Source organism: Marinimicrobium sp. ARAG 43.8 (assembly GCF_050113635.1).
GTDB lineage: Bacteria > Pseudomonadota > Gammaproteobacteria > Pseudomonadales > Cellvibrionaceae > Marinimicrobium.
Window position 1 is genome coordinate 115978 of sequence record NZ_JBNJLT010000005.1, and the last position, 18017, is coordinate 133994.

General features: G+C 59.1%; 12 protein-coding genes. 3 read left to right on the top strand and 9 right to left on the bottom strand.

Features of this window, described 5'->3' with window-relative positions:
- Positions 1-48: 48 nt before the first annotated feature.
- The 9 genes from ACQCLF_RS11245 to ACQCLF_RS11285 are packed head-to-tail and all read right to left on the bottom strand — an operon-like array spanning position 49 to position 11064.
- Complete coding sequence (locus ACQCLF_RS11245; RefSeq protein ID WP_426987282.1) at positions 49-2982, bottom strand: insulinase family protein; 2934 nt, start codon at positions 2980-2982, stop codon at positions 49-51.
- 57 nt (positions 2983-3039) lie between these two features.
- The gene (locus tag ACQCLF_RS11250; protein ID WP_426987284.1) at positions 3040-3624 is read right to left on the bottom strand and encodes a tRNA-uridine aminocarboxypropyltransferase; all 585 of its coding nucleotides are present in this window, start codon (positions 3622-3624) and stop codon (positions 3040-3042) included.
- Positions 3621-3911, bottom strand: a complete 291-nt coding sequence (locus ACQCLF_RS11255; RefSeq protein ID WP_426987286.1) for a GIY-YIG nuclease family protein — start codon at positions 3909-3911, stop codon at positions 3621-3623. Before ACQCLF_RS11255 ends, ACQCLF_RS11250 begins: the two co-directional genes overlap by 4 nt.
- A complete protein-coding gene (locus tag ACQCLF_RS11260; RefSeq protein ID WP_426987288.1) occupies positions 3908-5650 on the bottom strand; it encodes a BatD family protein in 1743 nt (580 codons plus the stop codon). The genes ACQCLF_RS11255 and ACQCLF_RS11260 overlap by 4 nt, the downstream gene beginning before the upstream one ends.
- An 8-nt stretch (positions 5651-5658) precedes the next feature.
- On the bottom strand, positions 5659-7560 hold the full coding sequence (locus tag ACQCLF_RS11265; RefSeq protein ID WP_426987290.1) for a VWA domain-containing protein: 1902 nt from the start codon (positions 7558-7560) through the stop codon (positions 5659-5661).
- Positions 7557-8576, bottom strand: a complete 1020-nt coding sequence (locus ACQCLF_RS11270; protein WP_426987292.1) for a vWA domain-containing protein — start codon at positions 8574-8576, stop codon at positions 7557-7559. Before ACQCLF_RS11270 ends, ACQCLF_RS11265 begins: the two co-directional genes overlap by 4 nt.
- Positions 8569-9132, bottom strand: coding sequence for a DUF4381 domain-containing protein (locus ACQCLF_RS11275; protein ID WP_426987294.1), 564 nt, complete (start codon positions 9130-9132; stop codon positions 8569-8571). The genes ACQCLF_RS11270 and ACQCLF_RS11275 overlap by 8 nt, the downstream gene beginning before the upstream one ends.
- A 10-nt stretch (positions 9133-9142) precedes the next feature.
- Positions 9143-10105 carry a DUF58 domain-containing protein gene (locus ACQCLF_RS11280; RefSeq protein WP_426987296.1) on the bottom strand — a complete coding sequence of 321 codons (963 nt, stop codon included), beginning with the start codon at positions 10103-10105 and terminating at the stop codon, positions 9143-9145.
- The gene (locus tag ACQCLF_RS11285; protein ID WP_426987298.1) at positions 10105-11064 is read right to left on the bottom strand and encodes an AAA family ATPase; all 960 of its coding nucleotides are present in this window, start codon (positions 11062-11064) and stop codon (positions 10105-10107) included. The genes ACQCLF_RS11280 and ACQCLF_RS11285 overlap by 1 nt, the downstream gene beginning before the upstream one ends.
- A gap of 345 nt (positions 11065-11409) precedes the next feature.
- Between ACQCLF_RS11285 and ACQCLF_RS11290 the strand changes: the two genes are divergently transcribed.
- Genes ACQCLF_RS11290 through ACQCLF_RS11300 form a run of 3 tightly spaced genes read left to right on the top strand, consistent with a single transcriptional unit; the run spans position 11410 to position 18013 of the window.
- The gene (locus tag ACQCLF_RS11290) at positions 11410-16320 is read left to right on the top strand and encodes an NAD-glutamate dehydrogenase (RefSeq protein ID WP_426987300.1); all 4911 of its coding nucleotides are present in this window, start codon (positions 11410-11412) and stop codon (positions 16318-16320) included.
- Between the two features lie 3 nt (positions 16321-16323).
- Positions 16324-16497: a hypothetical protein gene (locus tag ACQCLF_RS11295; RefSeq protein ID WP_426987302.1), complete on the top strand. Its 174-nt coding sequence runs from the start codon at positions 16324-16326 to the stop codon at positions 16495-16497.
- Positions 16498-16534: 37 nt separating this feature from the next.
- Entirely contained in the window at positions 16535-18013 is a 1479-nt protein-coding gene (locus tag ACQCLF_RS11300) for an NAD-dependent succinate-semialdehyde dehydrogenase (RefSeq protein ID WP_426987304.1), read from the top strand.
- Positions 18014-18017 lie beyond the last annotated feature (4 nt).

Genomic DNA, 18017 nt, shown 5'->3' on the forward strand with positions numbered 1-18017 from the left:
CCCAGCTTCGAAATCCTAAAACACTTGGCGATGGAAAACTATAGATCGTCACAGTTCGCGAATAGTCAGCCCCAGGGCTTCCAGAGTGGCCCGCTCGCCGCTGTGGCTGACCACCGCGGTGCTGGCTTGCTCCGGCTTCAAGTAGGTGTTGGCTACCCGCTGGATGTCTGCCAGTGTGACCGCCAGAACGCGATTACGGAATGTTTCCCGCTTCTCGCGGGTGCGGCCAAACAGTTCCGACTGATAGGTCTGACGGGCTTCGCCGGCGGGGGAGGCCGGTTTGTCCAAGGCGCTCACCACGCCGAGAATCGCCTCTTCCACCGGCTGCCACTCGTGCTCGCTGGACAGAAGCCAGTCCACCGCGGCCTCGAAATCCTTAAGCGTATCCGCCAGGCGCGGGTCGCGATAGGAGAAGAACCGGAACGCCGCGATATTGTTGTCCTGACTGGCACCGCCGCCGTAGGCGCCGCCCTGTTCGCGGATGGTGCGGTGTAAATAGCCATTGCGAAGAAAGCCGGCCAGCACCGTCAGTGGAGCCGCATCGGGGTGTTCGGACGGTACGGTGCGATACGCCTGGGCGCAAAAGTTGACCTGTGTGCCGGTCAACCAGCCTTCGCGCACCGTTTCGTGCGTGGTGGGCAGCGCAAAAGCCTGGAAGTCGGGTGCTGCTGGCGTTGCGCTCCAATGACGGGCGATGCGCTGGCTGAGTCCATCCAGCTCTTGCGGCTCGCCGACCAGCAAAAACTCGCGTGGGGCGGACTCTATGCGCTCGTGCAGGTCGGTCAACTGCCTGGCGTAGGCTTGTAGAGCCTCCGGGTCTTTGAGGTTGCGGTCCAGCGTCTTCAGGTAAGCAATCCCTTCAAGCCCACTCAGCCGGTGGGTGAGGCGTGCCGAAGGCGCCATACCGGCACAGGCGGCGAGCATGGCGAGGCTGTGGCCGTTGCCGGTAATGCTCTGTTCGCGCCGGGCTCGCATCTGGGATACCAGCTCTTTCAGACGGGAGGACTCATCAAACCGAGGTGCGGTGAGGGTGGCGCTCAACAGCTCGTTCATGGCGTCGGTGTGGCGACTCAACGCCTTGGTGCTCAACGAGAAATAACCATCAATATTCTGCACATCATCGGTGGCACCACGCACGGTGGCCGATGCACTGATACCGCCCACGGCGCTGGCTTGCCAGCGCTGAACGGCCAGATAGTCCTTGTCGCCCAGGCCGACTTCGGTCAATGCATTGCAGTACAGTGGGAGCAGTGATTGTTGATCTTCGGCGAGCGCAGGCAGCTTGCAGGTGACCTGTTGATAGACCAGGCCGTTGGTGCCGGCGCCATAACGGGACAATACACTGCCCTCTGGCTGCGCACTGTCCAGCGGAGCGCGTGAGCCTTCGGTGTAGCTCATGGACTGGGGAATATCTTCCAGGCCCACTTTTGGCAGAATGCTGTCATCATCTTTCTGAACCTGACGCTCCTGAAGCGCTTTAGCGCGTTCGACAATACGCTGGCGATCATCGTCGGTTAGCTGTTGATTGATCTTTTCCAGACGCTGCTGTTCGGCCTGCTGGGCGCGCTCGCTGAATTCGGTGTCAGGACGCAGGGTGAGTCGCAACCGGTGTGGGTTATCCAGCAACCAGCGACGCACGAGTGCCGGAATAAAGTCCGGGGCCTGCACTTTTTCCCTCAGTTTGACCAACGCGGTATCGAGGTCCAGCAGCGCAATGGGGTCAGCGCGGTGAGTGGCGGCGGGCAGGCACGCCATAATCAGTTGCAGGCCGTAGGGGAAACCATCGCCCCCGACTTCCCGCTGTTGCAGTTCCAACTGATGCAGGGCGCTTTCCAGCAATTCCGCAGGGACGCCGTTCTCGGCCACGTTTTCCAGTGTTTCCAGGATTAATTGTTCGATGGCGGGAATGGCTTCGTGTGTGCAGCCTTCCAGGCCGCAGGCAAACGTGAGTTCGTATTGTGAATCGTCGAGTCCGCACAGGGGGGAGGGCGATTGCCCCAGGTCGGTGGTTTCCAGCGCGTGCAGAAGCGGCGAGGCGCTGTTATCCAGCAGCACCGATGTTAACAGCTGGGTTTCCAGTGTTTCGTCCAGGTTGGTGATATTACCCAGCAGCCAGCCCATGACAAGGTGGTGCTTGTCCGTGGGGTCGACTCCGGCCTCCAGCGGGTAGGCTTCTTCCACGGTAATGGGAGCGTGGTAACGCTTTTCCTCGCCAACCGCAATTACGGTGTCCAGCGGTTCGAACCGGTGCAGCGCCTTTTCTTCGAATTGACGCTGGTGTTCCTCGGCAGGGATATCGCCGTAGGTCATAAAAATCGCGTTACTTGGATGGTAATGAGTGCGGTAGAAATCCTTTAATTGTTCATAGCTCAGGTCGGGAATGTGTTCCGGGTCGCCGCCACTGTTGTGGTGATAGGTGGTTGTGGGGAACAGGTAACGGCACAGTGCCTGCCACAGTTGCGCGGGCACGGAACTCATCGCCCCTTTCATTTCATTGAAGACCACGCCCTTGTAGGTCAGGGGGGATTGCGGGTTGTCCGGCTCTTTAAACTCCAGGCGGTGGCCCTCCTGGGCGAAGTCGAGCTCATCCAGCCGCGAGAAAAACACGGCATCGAGGTAAACATCGAGCAAATTGTCGAAGTCTTTTCGGTTCTGGCTCGCAAAGGGGTACGCAGTCCAGTCCGGGCTGGTAAAGGCGTTCATGAAGGTGTTGAGCGAGCGCCGGATCATCATGAAAAACGGATCGCGCACCGGGTACTTTTCGCTGCCGCATAAGGCGGTGTGTTCCAGAATATGAGCCACGCCCCGAGAGTCTTCCGGCACTGTCCGGAGCGCCACCAGAAACACGTTTTCCGTGTTGTCACTGGCCAGGTGGATGTGTTGTGCCCCGGTTTTCCGGTGCCGGTATTCTTCCACCCGCAGGTTCAGGGCGTCGATGGTCTGGCTGCGCAGTGGCTCGAAAGCGGGGTGGTGGTTGCTCATAAACGCTCAGTGTCTCCGTCGGTGCGTGTGCGGGCCCCGGAATAACCGGATGGGGGTTCAGTCGGGGCGAAAGGCCAATTGCTGCTCGTTGAAACCCTCGAAGGCGTCGAGCAGGGGCGCATAGTCTACGCGGTCGGCCTCCAATTGCGCCAGTGCGTGGCAACTCGCCTCCAGTGTAGATAGCTGTCCCGGTTTGCGAGTGCGTCGGATTCGATAGCGGGAGGCAAATGCCTGCTGGAGGGAGAGCCGGGGCAGTCGCTGTAAATACGGGTTCAGGTACAACATTTTGCGGCTTTTACGCCAGGTGGCGTCGAGCACCACCAACTGCGGCAGTGCGTCGGCGTTTAGCACGTTGTCCAGTGGCGGTGGGGCAGGCAGATCCTCTGTCTCGGGGTAAAGCAAGACAGAAGAGCGGTCGCTGCCCAGAAGTTCGGCCAGTACGCTGTCTGGCCACTGTTCGCCGATGTGACGCGTCACCTGCGTGAGACTCAGTGAGAGCAAAATCGCGCTGTTCTTTGCATGCCTGGCTTCATCCGGGTGCTGCAGCATAACGAGCGGCGCGGCATTGGTTGTGGGCCGACGCCACTGACACAAACAGGCATTCAGCGGCCTTTCGCAGTCGCCGCATAGCGGACGGCTCATTCGTTGTTACCGGGCGGTTGAACCGGGGCTGGGGCACTGGCAATCAATTGCTCCTTGGCGGCGCGTGTTAACTGCTTGATGGCATACTCCCGGCGGCTCGCGCTGCTGCGGTCCGGGTGGGCCTCCAGATAGCAAAGCTCACGGGGGCTCCGGCCCCGGAAGTAACGTGCACCGCGTACACCGGCGCAATGCTCCCGCCAGCGACGCGTCATATCGGTGGTAATACCCGTATACAGGCAGTTGTCGTCACCGCGGATCATGTAGACCTGCCAACGGCCTTCGGTCATTTTGATGCCCGATAGAGGGGCTTGAGTCCGGCTTCATTGCCCCGGGGGCGACGATGTCCGGCCCGGCTTTGATTCAATGCCTGGACCAGAGCCTGGGCATCAAAGTCGCTGTGGTCGCTGCCATTGAACAGCAGGGCGTCCAGCTCGCGCAGTTTGGTCCGGGCCAGGTCATCCTCCAGTCGGTCGGCGAGATCGGTCAGTCCGCGGGGCGGTATTTCGGGCCAGACGGCCGTGCCCCAGTCAAGCAGGGCGCGCCGTAAGGCGGGAAGATCGCCATGGCCGGCGGCGCGCTTGACTGCCTGCCAGGCTCGGCTTCGGGCCACGCGGCCTCGATCCTGTTCGCGTTGCGCCTGACGCTCGCGTTCGGAGAGGGTACGTTTGAGGCGCCAGACCACGAAAGCAAACCAAAGGGTGATGCCCAGCAGAATGGCAGAGGCCAGCGCCAGCAACCAGGTAATCATGGGGGTGGTCGGCGCGCTGGCGGGAACGTTCGCCGGGTTGTCGAGCGTGCTCTCGTCGCGGGCGGTTGGTGTTGTCGATGGTGGTGGCGCGGCACCCGGGACGGCGCTGACACTCAGGCGTGTGGCAGGCAGCTCGGCGGTGCGGGGTTCGTTGGCTTCGGTGTCCCACCAGTGCAGCGTTACCGGTGGCAAGGTAATACGACCATCGGCGTTGGGCACCAGGGCAACGGTGAGCGTGCTGGTGCTGCGCACGCCGCTGGCGCTGACTTGTTCGTCGGTTTGTGGCCGGTCCGGATACAGGGTGACACCATCCGCCTCACCTAACTCCAGCGTGGGCAATTGGGCGGCGGTCAGCCCATCGGCTTCGAGTGTAATACGCCGCGTGACGGGCTCACCCTGACGCAGCTTTTCGGGGTCGGCACTCCAGTGCTGGCTGAGGTGGATATCCCGCGCTGGCAGCCAGGTGTTGCCCTGAAAATCCGGGGCGATGGCCTCAACCTCGACGCTGTGGGGTTCGGTACGCAGACGCTGGCGGGAGCTGCGGCCCCAGAAGTCCCGCTGTCCGCGGCTGACGGCCAGGTCATACACAAGAGCGGGGATCTCCAGTGTGCCGCTGCGCTGGGGGAACAGCGCATACGTGGTTTCGAGCACAATATGCTGACGGCCGTCGATGGTGGAAATGTAGTTTTGCTCCCCGACGACTTTAACCACCGTGTTATCAATCTCCAGTGGCTGGATTTCGGCTCCGTCGAGATTGACGCTGCTGTACAGACGAACGGTGAACAGCAGTTGTTCCTGCACGTGAACCTGCTCTTTGTTCAGCTCCGTGTCGACAAAAATATTCCGGCCCTCGCTGTCGGGCTGATCGCGGTTTTCCTTGACGTTAACTTCCAGCGGCTCACTCAGATTGCCATCCAGCTCAAAGGCCGGAATATCCAGCGTGCCCGCCCGTTTCGGTGACAGGGTGAGACGCCATTCAGTCCAGGCCTGCATGTCGCCGTTCACGATTTGCGTCTGGTGACTGCGCTGATTGCCCAGGATGTCAAAGTCGCGCCTGAGTGCTTCAAAATCCGGCGATGCGGAAAAGTTGCGCCCGTTTTGGCGCACGGTCAGTACTAGCGTGTCGTTCAAACCAATATTCTGGCGGTCGACTTCGGCAATCAGTTCCTGAGCGCTAACGGCAGGCGCCAACAGGGCACCCAGCAGAAGCAGGGCAGTCAACAGTTTGATCGCGTGCGTCATCGGACTTTTCATTGAGTGCGTCATCGAGTATGTCATGGTGCGTTTTACCATCGCTCTTCGGTGCCTTGGCCTTCCAGTTCGCCGCGCATTTCCCGCAGGCGGCGTTGTTGGGACTGGTATTCAAATTTGCGACGCAGAAGGCCACCGGGGTCATCGGGTACCTGACGCAACCATTGTTCCATGGCCTGCCGTTCCTCGTCACTCACATCGCCCTCCTGCAAGGGTGCGATTGTATCCTCGGGTTCGCCTTCCTGTGGTTCGGCGGGATCGCCCGCCGTGGGCTGCTCGCCCTGGGTATTCGCCGGGTCGTCGGCGTCACTTTGCGGCGTGGGGCTGTCGGTGTTCGGGTCTTGGGGGGCGTCATCCTGCCCGTCATTGCGGGAGTTGGATTGTCCATCCTGGGCGTTGTCCGGGTTCTGGCTGTCCTGGTCTTGGGAATTTTGGTTCTGTTCACCTTCCCCTTGTTCGGAATCCTGCTGTTGATCTTCCGAAGAATCGCCGCCGTTTTGATCGTCGGAACTCTGTGGGTTTTGCTGCTGTTCTTTCTGCTGTTCTTCCTGTTGTTGCTTGAGTTGTTCCACCAGGGCTTTGTTCGCCTGCGCGTCGCTCATATCAGGTTGGCGCGCCAATGCCTGATCATAGGCCTCAATGGCACCCTCAAGGTCGCCGGCGCGGGCCAGGGCATTGCCTCGGTTGTAATGGGCTCGGGCCGTATCGCTTTGTTCGAAGGCTTTGGCGGCGGCTTCGTACGCTTCGGCCTTATAGAGCGCACTACCGCGCCACTCGGGGTTCTCGAATTGTTGGGCGGCGGTTTCGGGATCACCGTCGCTCAACGCGCGTTCCCCGCGCTGGTTCGGCGTCAGCCAGGGCGCCAGCCAGCGGTCGTCCGCGTGGGCGGGAGAAGGTATCAGCACAGTGAGCAGCGGCAGGGCAAACAGCACAGCGAGCAGGCCGCGGCGGAAGCTGTACAGCACCGCCGGCAGTAGCAACAGCACCAGCCAGGGACCCCGATCGAACCAGTCGTCGAACTCACGGTCCACCTGGCGTTGACTGTCGCTGCCCGGGCGAGGGGTTTCCAGCAGCCAGTCCACATCATCCGCGCTGGCGTCAATGCGTTCATAGCGCCCGCCCGTGCGCCCGGCGAGGCGCTCTAACCGGTCCTCTTCCAGTTTGGCCACCACGATGTTGCCGGCACGGTCCCGCTCGAAGCCGCCGCGCTCATCGGGGATGGGGGCACCTTGCGGGGTTCCGATACCGAGGACAGACAGGCGCAGGCCGGTGTTTTCCAGGCGATTAAGAATAGGGTTGATGGCTTGATCAACCACGCCGTCGGTGATCAGTAAAATCTGTCCTTCGGAGACTCCGGCTTCGCTGAACAACTCGACAGCTGCCTCGACAGCGGCTTCGGGACGGCTGCCCGAAGCGGGCATAATATTGGGGTGCAATGCATTGAGCAGGCTGCGGATGGTGGCGGTGTCATCCGTGAGCGGCGACACCACATGCGCATCGCCAGCGTAGGCAATCAAACCGGTAAACCCTTCGTTTCGGGCGCGCAGGACATCCGCAATTTTCAAGCGCGCTCTCGTCAGCCGGGAAGGCTTGAGATCTTCCGCCAGCATGGAGGGGGAGAGATCCAGCAGAATCACGAGTGCATCCCCGGTTTTCACCACGGGAACAGGGCGTTTTTCCCAGGTGGGGCCGGCCATGGCGACCACGCCAATACCCCACGCGAGCAATAAGCCCCAGAGCAGCGAGCGGCGTGCGTGCCGGTGGCCGGGCTCGACCAGGTGGGAAAGCAGGTCCGGGTGAATCAGGTGCCGCCACTGCCGGGCCTGACGGCTCTGCCGCCAGAGGCACAGTGTCAGGACAAACGCGGGCAGCAGCGCCAGTAACCACAAAGGTCGCAAAAAATGAAAGCCTTCCGGCTGGGTGAAAAAGTCGATCATTTGCCCGCTCCCCCTGCCGTTGTCGACTCCGAGCGACCGGGCCCGAAAGCGCGCCCGGCGGCAAGCAGGCCGCTTAACAGCAGTGCTATGCCGAGGGGCCAGTAGAACAGGCTACGGGTGGGGCGGAAGGTTTCGGCGTCGTACTCAATGGGTTCGAGTTCGTTGAGCATGGTGTGTACTTCATCCAGCTCGGTCAGGCTGCGGGCGCGGAAATAACGGCCTCCCGTTTGTGCCGCCACTTCTTTGAGAGTAGCCTCGTCGAGATCCCGCGATGGATTGACGGTGCGCTGTCCGAAAATAGTCTGCGTCACCATTTCGTCGGCCCCAAAACCGATGGTGTAGATCTTCACGTCGTGCTGCTCTGCCAGGTAGGCGGCGCGTTGCGGGGTGAGTTCGCCCGCGTTGCTGGAGCCGTCAGTGAGTAGAATCAGCACTCGGCTGGCTTCCGGGCGGTCTCTCAGGCGCTTCACCGAGAGACCAATGGCGTCACCAATGGCAGTTTTCTCCCCGGCAAAGCCGATCTGGGCTTCGTGCAGCAGGGTGAAAACCGTCTGTCGATCATAGGTCAGCGGGGCCTGCAGATAGGCGCGGGTGCCGAACAGCACCAGCCCCAGGCGGTCACTTTGGCGTTCCTGGACGAAATCACCTACCACCGCTTTGACGGCCTGGAGCCGGTTAATAGGCTGACCCCGGTAGTTCATGTCCTCAATTTCCATGCTCCCGGAAATATCCACGGCAAGCAGTAAGTCCCGACCACTGCTGGGCAACGTGACCGGTTCTCCGACCCAGCGTGGGTCGGTGGCCGCCAGCAGCGTTGCGCTCCAGATTAACCACAGGCACAGCGCCGTCAGCCAGCGAGCGCCGCTGCGTTGCCGTTCGCCGTCGCGCAGCTGTTTGAGACGGCTGAAAAACGGGACTCGCAGCGCGGCCTCATGACTGGGGGCTTCGGGTACGAAGCGCATCAGTAAGGGCAGGGGAAGCAGCAAAAGCAGCCAGGGCCAGTGCAGCTCAAGCATGGGCGGCCCCCTTTTTGACGATTTCTGGTTTTACGGTCTCTGGCAAATGGTGTGGGTCGAGGCGGTGGCGTTTGATCCAGAGGCTCACCAATGCGTACAACGAGGCGTCGTCAAACTCAGGGTTTGGCTGGTAGGGGCCTTCGGCCAATATTTGCCCAGGACCTTCTTCGAAACCTGATTTGGTTGGCGCGGTGGTGTCCAGCAGTGCGAGCCACTGGCGGCCATTGAGTGCAGCCACCGCCGGGTGCAGGCGCTCGGGCAACCCGCTCAAAACCGTGCGGCGCAACAGTTCGCTGATGTCCTGAAGGTAGCGGCGCGACGCTTCGGGGCCGGGGGTAGCCGCCCGGTATCGTCGCTGCGCGTCACGCAACACCACTAGCGCCTCACGGCGATATTGCTGGCGGCGTCGGCGGGCGCGCCACCGCCATACCAGCAGACCGGCTGCCAGCAACAGTACCGCCAGCAACATCCACCAGCCCCAGGCGAGTGGCCACCATCCGACGGGGTCCGGCAGGTGAATGTCCTTGAGTTGTGCCAGTGGGTCTTGCGGGTTCATGGTCGTGTTATCAGTTCCTGATGCGGCGCCGGGCACCGAAGCGCTCGCGCAGCAGCGTGTGAATATCATCGTCGGTTGCGTAGGACAGCAGCGGTAGCGCCAATCGTCGACAGCTGGCGGTGAGTGTCTCCAGCCGCTGTTCGAAATCCCGGGCGTAGGCTTGCTGGAAGTGAGCGTCCTGTGCCGGCAGTGGCAGACGCTCGTGGCCATTGGTGACGGTCAGCAGCCGGTTGCCGCCAAGGTGGTGTTCCAGCGGGTCGTACACGTGAATCAGCGTGACGTCGGTGTGGCGGGCCAGTTCGAACAGTTGCTGCTCACAGGCGCGGTCAAAGTCGTGAAAATCACTGACCACAAAAACGGCGCTCCCGGGTTTGGCGACGCGGCGTGCATCGGCGAGGATGGTTTCCAGCGCAATCGGCGATCGGCTCGCAATCGGGCTTTTCAGCCGATGGTTGTAGTCATGCAGTTGGTGTAGCAACTCCAGCACGGCGTGCTTGCTGCGCCGCGCCCGAATATCACGTTGCGCGTTGTCACCGAATACCAGGCCACCGATCCGGTCACTTTGGTTCAGCGCCGCCCAGGCGATAGTCGCGCTGATGTGGGTGGCCAGGACCGACTTGAAACAGGTGCGGCTGCCGAAGAACATCGAAGCGCGCTGGTCGACGGCCACAAAGACCGGCCGCTCCCGTTCCTCGCGGAAGATTTTGGTGTGGGGGACCTGGGTTCGGGCGGTGACACGCCAGTCGATGGTGCGCACGTCATCGCCGGGTTGATACAGGCGGACTTCCTCGAAGTCCACGCCTCGGCCCCGCTGACGGGTTCGCATGCCGCCAGTGAGCAGGCTGCGGGCGGGCCGTCGAGCAAACAGCTGTAAATCGCGGGCCACGAAGCGCAGGCGCAGCAGGTCCGTGAGTTCGCAATGAGCGCCGGTGGGACTTAACTCGCGGGTGGAGTCGGAGGCTGGGCGTACCATCAGGCCAGGGGCACCACATCGAGTAAACGGTCAATGGCCTGCTCACCGGTCACGCCCGTGGCTTCCGCTTCAAAGGTCAGGATCAGCCGGTGGCGCAATACATCGTGAGCGATAGCGCGCACATCGTCCGGGCTGACGTAATCGCGACCTTCCAGCCAGGCGTGAGCCCGGGCGCAGCGGTCCAGAGCGATGGTCGCCCGGGGGCTGGCGCCGTATTCCAGCCACTGCGCCAGATCAGCGTCATAGTCTGCCGGACGGCGGCTGGCGTTGATGAGCTGCACAATGTACTCCTCTACCGCCTCCGCCATATGAATATCGAGCACGGCGTTGCGGGCCTCGAACAACACATTCTGCTTAACGGTGGTAGGAGGTTCGGCTTCCTGATGCGCGGCTTCGGCGCGGGCGAGCTTCAAGATCTGCCGCTCGGCGTTGAGGTTGGGGTAATCCACCAGCACCTGCATCAAAAAGCGATCCAGCTGCGCCTCGGGCAGCGGGTAGGTGCCTTCCTGCTCAATCGGGTTTTGTGTTGCCATGACCATGAATAACTCGGGCAGGGGGTAGGTGGTACTGCCCACACTGACCTGCCGTTCGGCCATGGCTTCCAACAGTGCCGACTGGACTTTGGCGGGTGCCCGGTTGATTTCGTCACTCAGCACCAGATTATGAAAGATGGGGCCGGGCTGGAATTCGAAACGCCCCTGTTCAGGCCGGTAGATATCGGTACCGGTGACGTCAGCGGGCAGCAGGTCGGGAGTGAACTGAATGCGATGAAAATTGCCTTCAATAGCGTCGGACAGCGTTTTGATCGCCTTGGTTTTGGCCAGGCCGGGAGCGCCTTCCACCAGCAGGTGACCGTCGGCCAGCAGTGCGATCAGCATGCGCTGCACCAAGTGTTCCTGACCAACAATATTGCGGTTGAGCCACTGATTCAGTGTGTGTAGAGCATCGTAAGCTTGCATGGGGTCCCACTTAGTATTCTGGTTAAAAGCTGAACAATTATGCGCAGTGCGCAGAGGGAGTGCGGTTCTAGACCCATCTATTTGGCGTCAGTTCCCGGTTTTTTCAAGCGCTTGCGAAGTGTACACCCTCAGCCCACACTGAAAAGAGTGTTGAGGGCGAAGTTGTCGGCGAAAGGGAGTAATGTGATCGGGATCGATAACCGGCACGAACCTTTAACCACACGGCAAGCATACGGGTTGAGCGCATGGGTTGAGAGAACCGTTAAAAAGAACGGCTAATTGGATGATGGATAGTGTAAACGCATATTGTAAACGGAGAATGTAAACAGGCCCCAAGGAGGCAGAATGAACACACGACGGTTTGGTGATATTGACCCCGAGAGCCTGATAAAGCGCCTGGATGAACTGGCTCGCGATCGCGTCAATGAAAGTCAATGGTCTCAATGGCAGGCCTTTCGACAGGCATTTTTCCACCGCCTGCCGCTGGATGAATGGGCCGGGCGGCCGCACACGGACATTTTTGGTGCGGTGTATGAGGTCTGGCGCCAGTTGAGCGATTATCGCCCGGACATCCCGGCGATCACGCTGTTTAACCCGGACCTGGAAGAAGACGGCTGGTTGTGCCCCCACACGGTACTCCTGGTCCACCTGCGCGATATGCCGTTTCTGGTGGATTCCATCCGCATTGAGCTCAACCGGCGAAACATCGCTATTCACAGCATCAAAAGCACCGTGCTTAACGTGCGTCGCGACGACAAGGCGCGTGTCAGTGAACTGCACATGAACGGCTCCGGAAAAAATGGCACGGCGACGCCGGGAGAAAACGCGGGTTTTTCGTCCGAAGCATTAATTTACATGGAGGTGGGCCTGCACACCGGCTCCAAGGTGTTGAAACAGATTCGACGCTCATTGGCGTCGGTACTCGATCAAGTGCGCACAGTGGTCGACGATTTTGCATTACTGCGGGATGCCACAGGTCATTGTTGCTCCCAGTTGCAACGCGTCACGCGGGAGCCGCTGACCCACCGCACTCAGGAAACTCAGGCCTTTCTGGAGTGGTTACTGCAAGATCATTTTACATTCATGGCCTATACAGAGTATGACCGGGTGCAGGAAGCGGATGAAACCTGGTTGGTAGAGCGCCCCGAATCCCGGCTCGGGTTGTTTCGCTCCAAGGATGAGGCAGACCGAAAACCGGTGGATGATCGCAATCCCGGCACGGCGCAATTCCACCTGTCGCCCAAGCTGATCGCCTTCTCCAAGGCGCCGGAGCGCTCGCGGGTTCATCGCCAGGCCTACGCCGATTACATCGTGATCAAGCGCTTTGATGAGCGGGGCGAGTTATGCGGTGAATCCCGGTTATTAGGACTTTACACGTCGTCAGTCTATACACAGAGCCCCGCGAATATTCCGCTACTCCGTGAAAAAGTGAATGAAGTGTTCGAACGCTCAGGCCTGAATGCGCACAGCCATGACGGTAAAGCACTGTGGCAAATACTCGAAACTTTCCCTCGCGATGAGCTTTTTCAGGCCAGCACCAGCCAGCTGTTTGATCTCGCCACGGGTGTCGCTGCCATCAACGAACGCTATCAGGTGCGGTTGTTTATGAGGCCGGATGCCTTTGGCAAATTTGTCAGTGCCTTGGTCTACGTACCTCGCGAGCTGTTCAACACCCGAATCCGGCAACGCATTCAGGAAATGCTTCGCGAGGCGCTGGGAGCGCGGGAGGTGGACTTTACCACGTATTTCTCCGAATCCATTCTCGCCCGGGTTCACCTCGTATTCCGTGTCGACCCCAGTGAGTCTGTTGAGCCGGACGTGCGTGAGCTGGAATCACGCATTATCGACATTACCCGTTCCTGGGAAGACCAGTTGCTGACCGCGCTGACTGACGCAAAAGGCGAGGAGCGCGCCGCGCAGCTGTTGTCACATTACCAGGACGCGTTCCCGTCGGCCTACCGAGAGCATTTCGATGCGCGAATAGCGGTTCAGGATCTGGACTCGCTGATGGGATTGCGCAATGACGATGACCTGGCCCTTAGTTTTTATCAACCCGCGGAAAATGGCGCCCAGGGATTGCGCTTCAAAGTGTTTCGTCGGCACCGTCCCATGGAATTATCCGACGTAATTCCCGTGCTGGAACACTTGGGGTTGCGAGTAGTGGCCGAACACCCTTACCGCATCGTTCCCAAAGAGGGGCTCTCCACGTTCTTGCATAATTTCTACCTGACATCGAATGGTGGAAGTGCGTTCGATATGGATACCGTGCGCGAGCTGTTCCAGAACGCGTTTGCCTCGGTGTGGCACGGTGACGCAGAGAGCGACAGCTTCAATCGGCTGGTGCTCAGCGCGAAGCTGGGTTGGCGGGAAATCAGTATTCTTCGGGCGCTGGCCGCCTACATGCATCAAACCCTCTTCAACTTTACCGGAGACTATATTGCATCGGCGCTGGTCAATCATTCTGACATTACCCGCGATCTGGTGGATCTCTTTAAAGCTCGATTCGATCCGTCTCATCGAAGCGGCACGGCTCGAACCGATACGCAGAAACGCACCGAGCAACAGAAAAAATTGCACGAGCGCATCATCAAAGCGCTGGATAACGTTCAGAATTTGAATGAAGACCGAATCATTCGGCGTTATCTGGCAATGATAGAGGGTTGTGTGCGCACGAATTATTTCCAGAAAGATGCGCAAGGTCAGTCCCGAAGCTATCTCTCTTTTAAACTCACACCCAGAGACATTCCGGATATTCCCGAGCCGCGCCCGCTCTACGAGATATTTGTGTACTCGCCGCGTATGGAAGGGGTGCATTTGCGCGCGGGTAAGGTCGCCCGCGGCGGCCTGCGTTGGTCCGACCGGCTGCAGGATTACCGAACTGAAGTGCTTGGGCTGGTTAAAGCGCAACAGGTGAAAAACGCCGTTATCGTTCCCAACGGCGCCAAGGGTGGTTTCGTCTGCAAAAAGCCACCCCAGAGCGGTGACCGGAAAGCCAGGCAGGAAGAAGCCATTGCCTGCTATCGGTTGTTTATTCGCGGGTTGTTGGACCTGACGGATAATCTGATCGACGGAGAACCCGTGCCGCCCAAACAAACCGTTCGCCTGGATGACGACGATCCCTATTTGGTGGTTGCCGCCGACAAGGGCACCGCCACGTTTTCGGATATCGCCAACGAAATCTCGGCAGAATACGGACACTGGCTGGGTGATGCGTTTGCCTCCGGTGGCAGTCATGGCTACGACCACAAAGCGATGGGCATTACCGCTCGGGGTGCATGGGTCGCTGTGCAACGGCACTTCCGCGAGCGCGGGATTGACGTTCAGAATGAAAACTTCACGGCGATAGGCATCGGTGATATGGCAGGCGATGTATTTGGCAACGGCATGTTGTTGTCGCGTCATATCGGCTTGGTGGCGGCCTTTAACCACTTGCATATCTTTATTGATCCCGAGCCGGATGTGGAACGAAGCTTTGAAGAGCGACAACGTTTGTTTAGCGCCCAGGGTTCCTCGTGGCAAGACTACGATACATCGTTGATCAGCGAGGGTGGTGGCGTGTTTTCGAGGGATGCCAAATCCATTGCGATTACCGAGCCGATGCGCCAACGGTTTGATATTCAAGCCGAAAACCTGACGCCGACGGAGCTGATTCATGCCTTACTCAAAGCGCCCGTGGACTTGTTGTGGAATGGTGGCATTGGCACCTACGTCAAGGCGAGCACCGAAAGCCATGCCGATGTGGGAGACAAAGCCAACGACACGTTGCGCGTTAACGGTGATGAACTGCGCTGCAAGGTGGTCGGCGAGGGCGGCAACCTCGGAATGACCCAGCGCGGACGTATCGAATATGTGTTGGGCGGCGGTTTGTGCAACACTGACTTTATCGACAATGCGGCCGGAGTGGATTGCTCCGACCATGAGGTCAATATCAAGATTCTTCTCAACGAACTGATCGCCAAAGGAGACCTGACCGAGAAACAGCGCAATCAACAACTTGAAGAGATGACGGAAGAAGTGGCTGAGCTGGTGCTGGACAACAACTATCACCAGACGCAGGCCATCAGCATTGCTGCCTCAGATGCCATGCGCCGCAACGCCGAGTATCGCCGTGTCATGCAAGCCTGGGAAGCAGAAGGGCGCTTGAACCGGGCCCTTGAGTTTTTACCGGACGAAGAGATCCTCATCGAACGGCAGGCGCAAGGACAGGGGCTTACCCGACCCGAATTGGCGGTTCTCGTTTCCTACGCAAAAGTGATTCTGAAAAATGATTTGGCGCAAACCAATCTGGCCGATGACGACTATATCGCACGTTTTGCTTACCAGGCGTTCCCTTCGCCGTTGCGTGAGCGCTATAGCGATGCGATTGATCAGCATCGGCTGCGCCGCGAACTGGTGGCGACCCAGGTGGCCAATGATATGGTCAACACCATGGGGTTGAGCTTTGCGCAGCGCCTGTTGGACTCTACAGGCGTGGGGGCGGGTGATGTAGCGCGAGCGTACATCATCGCACGTGATATCTATGCCATTGAATCGATTTGGGAAGCGCTCGAATCGCTGGATCATCAAGTGGATGCCGGTGTCCAGATGGGCTTGATGAAGACATTGATGCGACGAGTGCGAAGAGCCTCACGCTGGTTTCTGCGCAATCGGCGAAGCCATCTCGAACCCGCACTGGAGATCGAAGAATTTTCACCGCTGGTTCACACAGTGCTGGAGCACATGCCGGAGTATCTTTCAGGCGCCGCCCGCGAAGACTGGAATGAGCAGGTGGCTCACTTAAAGAGCGAAGGAGTACCCGACGAGCTATTGTATCGCGTGGCAACCCCCGGTCACCTGTATTCCGGATTGAGTGTGGCGGAAGTATCACGACACACCGAGCTGCCACTGCTGGCCGTCATGCGCTTGTATCTGCTGGTTAATGAACGATTGCAACTGCACGACTTTGCTCGACAGATTTCGGATGCAGCGGTGGAAAGCTACTGGCAGGCGATGGCACGCGAAACTTACCTTGATGACCTGGAGTCCCAGTTGCGCAGCCTGACATTGGCGCTATGCAGCTGGGCGGACAGTGACGAAGATATTGAGCAATCCATTGATCGCTGGACGGATTACTTTACGCCGCAACTGGATCGGTGGCGCAGCATGATGAATGAGGTGCAAAACAGCAGCGGCACCGACTACGCCATTTTTTCCGTGGCACTGCGTGAGCTTTTGGATCTGGTTCAGATGACTCAGCATTGCGAGGTCGAAGAGTAGTTCGTGGCCGAAACGTTCGCGTTCAACAGGTTTGAACTCAATGGATTATTTTTCACAGGTTGGATAAAAAAACCGGAAAAAAGACTTGCGCCACAACGGTTAATGTCTGCTAGAGTTGGAAGCATTGGTTTTGTGGCGCAGACAAATGCTTTGAAGTCAAAGGTTTATAGTGAATGAGCAAGACACCTTTGCTCAAGACAGGAGCGGATTGATCATGGCAACGAGTAAGCAGACATTTCCGATTTCTCTAAAGCATTCAGCGTTGTTTCAGCAGGCCTGTTACATCGGCGGAGAATGGATTCAGTCCGACAGCGGCGACATGATTGATGTGGATAACCCGGCGAATGGGAAAATTATCGGACGGGTACCGGATTGTGGCAGCGCAGAAACAGCGCGAGCCATTGCCGCCGCGGACACGGCATTTCATCGCTGGAAAACAAAAACGGCCAACGAACGCAGTGAGTTGCTGTACCGCTGGTATGAACTAATGATCGAGCACACTGACGATCTCGGTGCGCTGATGACCCTTGAGCAGGGCAAGCCGCTCGCCGAAGCCAAAGGCGAAGTGAACTACGCGGCGTCGTTTATAAAATGGTTTGCCGAAGAGGCGCGCCGCGCTTACGGGGAAACCATCCCCGGTGCCAAGCCGGATCAACATATCGTGGTGACGCGACAGCCGGTCGGGGTCACCTGCTGTATCACGCCCTGGAATTTCCCGGCCGCGATGATTACGCGCAAAGCCGGCGCCGCATTGGCGGCTGGTTGTAGCATGATTGTGCGACCTGCCGAGGCCACACCATTTACGGCTCTGGCGCTGGGGTATCTCGCGCAGCAAGCGGGCATTCCCGACGGCGTATTGAATGTGATTACTGGAAAACCCAAACCCATTGCCGAAACACTGACCAGCAGTCCGGTCGTGCGCAAGCTGAGCTTCACTGGTTCGACCGGTGTGGGCAGCCAGTTGATGGCACAGTGCGCGCAGCATATACAGAAAGTGTCGCTGGAACTTGGGGGCAATGCACCGTTCCTGGTATTTGACGATGCGGATATCGACAAGGCCGTGGAAGGGGCCATGGCTTCCAAGTTTCGTAATACCGGTCAAACGTGCGTGTGCGCCAACCGGTTCCTGGTGCAGGACAGTGTGCACGACGCATTTGTCGAAAAGTTATCCGAGGCCATGAAAAGTCTGAAAGTGGGCGATGGCTTTGAAGAGGGTGTCACCCAATCGGCGTTGATTAACCGCGCGGCGGTGGAAAAAGTACAACAGCACTATCAGGACGCCATGAGCAAAGGTGCCACCCGTGTGTACGGCCCGGTGCCGGAAGGCAAGAATGGCAACTACGTCGAGCCGATCCTGCTGACCGGCGTCACGCCTGACATGCAATTGTGTCACGAAGAAACCTTCGGGCCGCTGGCGGCGATCATTCGCTTTAAAACGGAAGATGAGGCCATTCGTCTGGCGAACGATACGCCTTACGGGCTGGCCGCGTATTTCTACAGTCAGAATATTCATCGTGTGTGGCGCGTCGCCGATGCCTTGGAAAGCGGCATTATCGGTGTGAACGAAGGGGCCGTTTCCAACGCCGCTGCGCCCTTTGGTGGCATGAAGGCGTCCGGTCTCGGTCGCGAGGGCTCTAGTCACGGTATGGAGGAATACCAGGAAATTAAATACCTCTGCATGGGAGGCGCGTAAGCGT

Coding starts and splice junctions, on each gene's coding strand:
- ACQCLF_RS11290 (WP_426987300.1), top strand. CDS start 11,410: ATGAACACACGACGGTTTGGTGATATTGACCCCGAGAGCCTGATAAAG.
- ACQCLF_RS11275 (WP_426987294.1), bottom strand. CDS start 9,132: ATGAACCCGCAAGACCCACTGGCACAACTCAAGGACATTCACCTGCCG.
- ACQCLF_RS11300 (WP_426987304.1), top strand. CDS start 16,535: ATGGCAACGAGTAAGCAGACATTTCCGATTTCTCTAAAGCATTCAGCG.
- ACQCLF_RS11245 (WP_426987282.1), bottom strand. CDS start 2,982: ATGAGCAACCACCACCCCGCTTTCGAGCCACTGCGCAGCCAGACCATC.
- ACQCLF_RS11270 (WP_426987292.1), bottom strand. CDS start 8,576: ATGCTTGAGCTGCACTGGCCCTGGCTGCTTTTGCTGCTTCCCCTGCCC.
- ACQCLF_RS11260 (WP_426987288.1), bottom strand. CDS start 5,650: ATGACATACTCGATGACGCACTCAATGAAAAGTCCGATGACGCACGCG.
- ACQCLF_RS11255 (WP_426987286.1), bottom strand. CDS start 3,911: ATGACCGAAGGCCGTTGGCAGGTCTACATGATCCGCGGTGACGACAAC.
- ACQCLF_RS11280 (WP_426987296.1), bottom strand. CDS start 10,105: ATGGTACGCCCAGCCTCCGACTCCACCCGCGAGTTAAGTCCCACCGGC.
- ACQCLF_RS11265 (WP_426987290.1), bottom strand. CDS start 7,560: ATGATCGACTTTTTCACCCAGCCGGAAGGCTTTCATTTTTTGCGACCT.
- ACQCLF_RS11250 (WP_426987284.1), bottom strand. CDS start 3,624: ATGAGCCGTCCGCTATGCGGCGACTGCGAAAGGCCGCTGAATGCCTGT.
- ACQCLF_RS11285 (WP_426987298.1), bottom strand. CDS start 11,064: ATGCAAGCTTACGATGCTCTACACACACTGAATCAGTGGCTCAACCGC.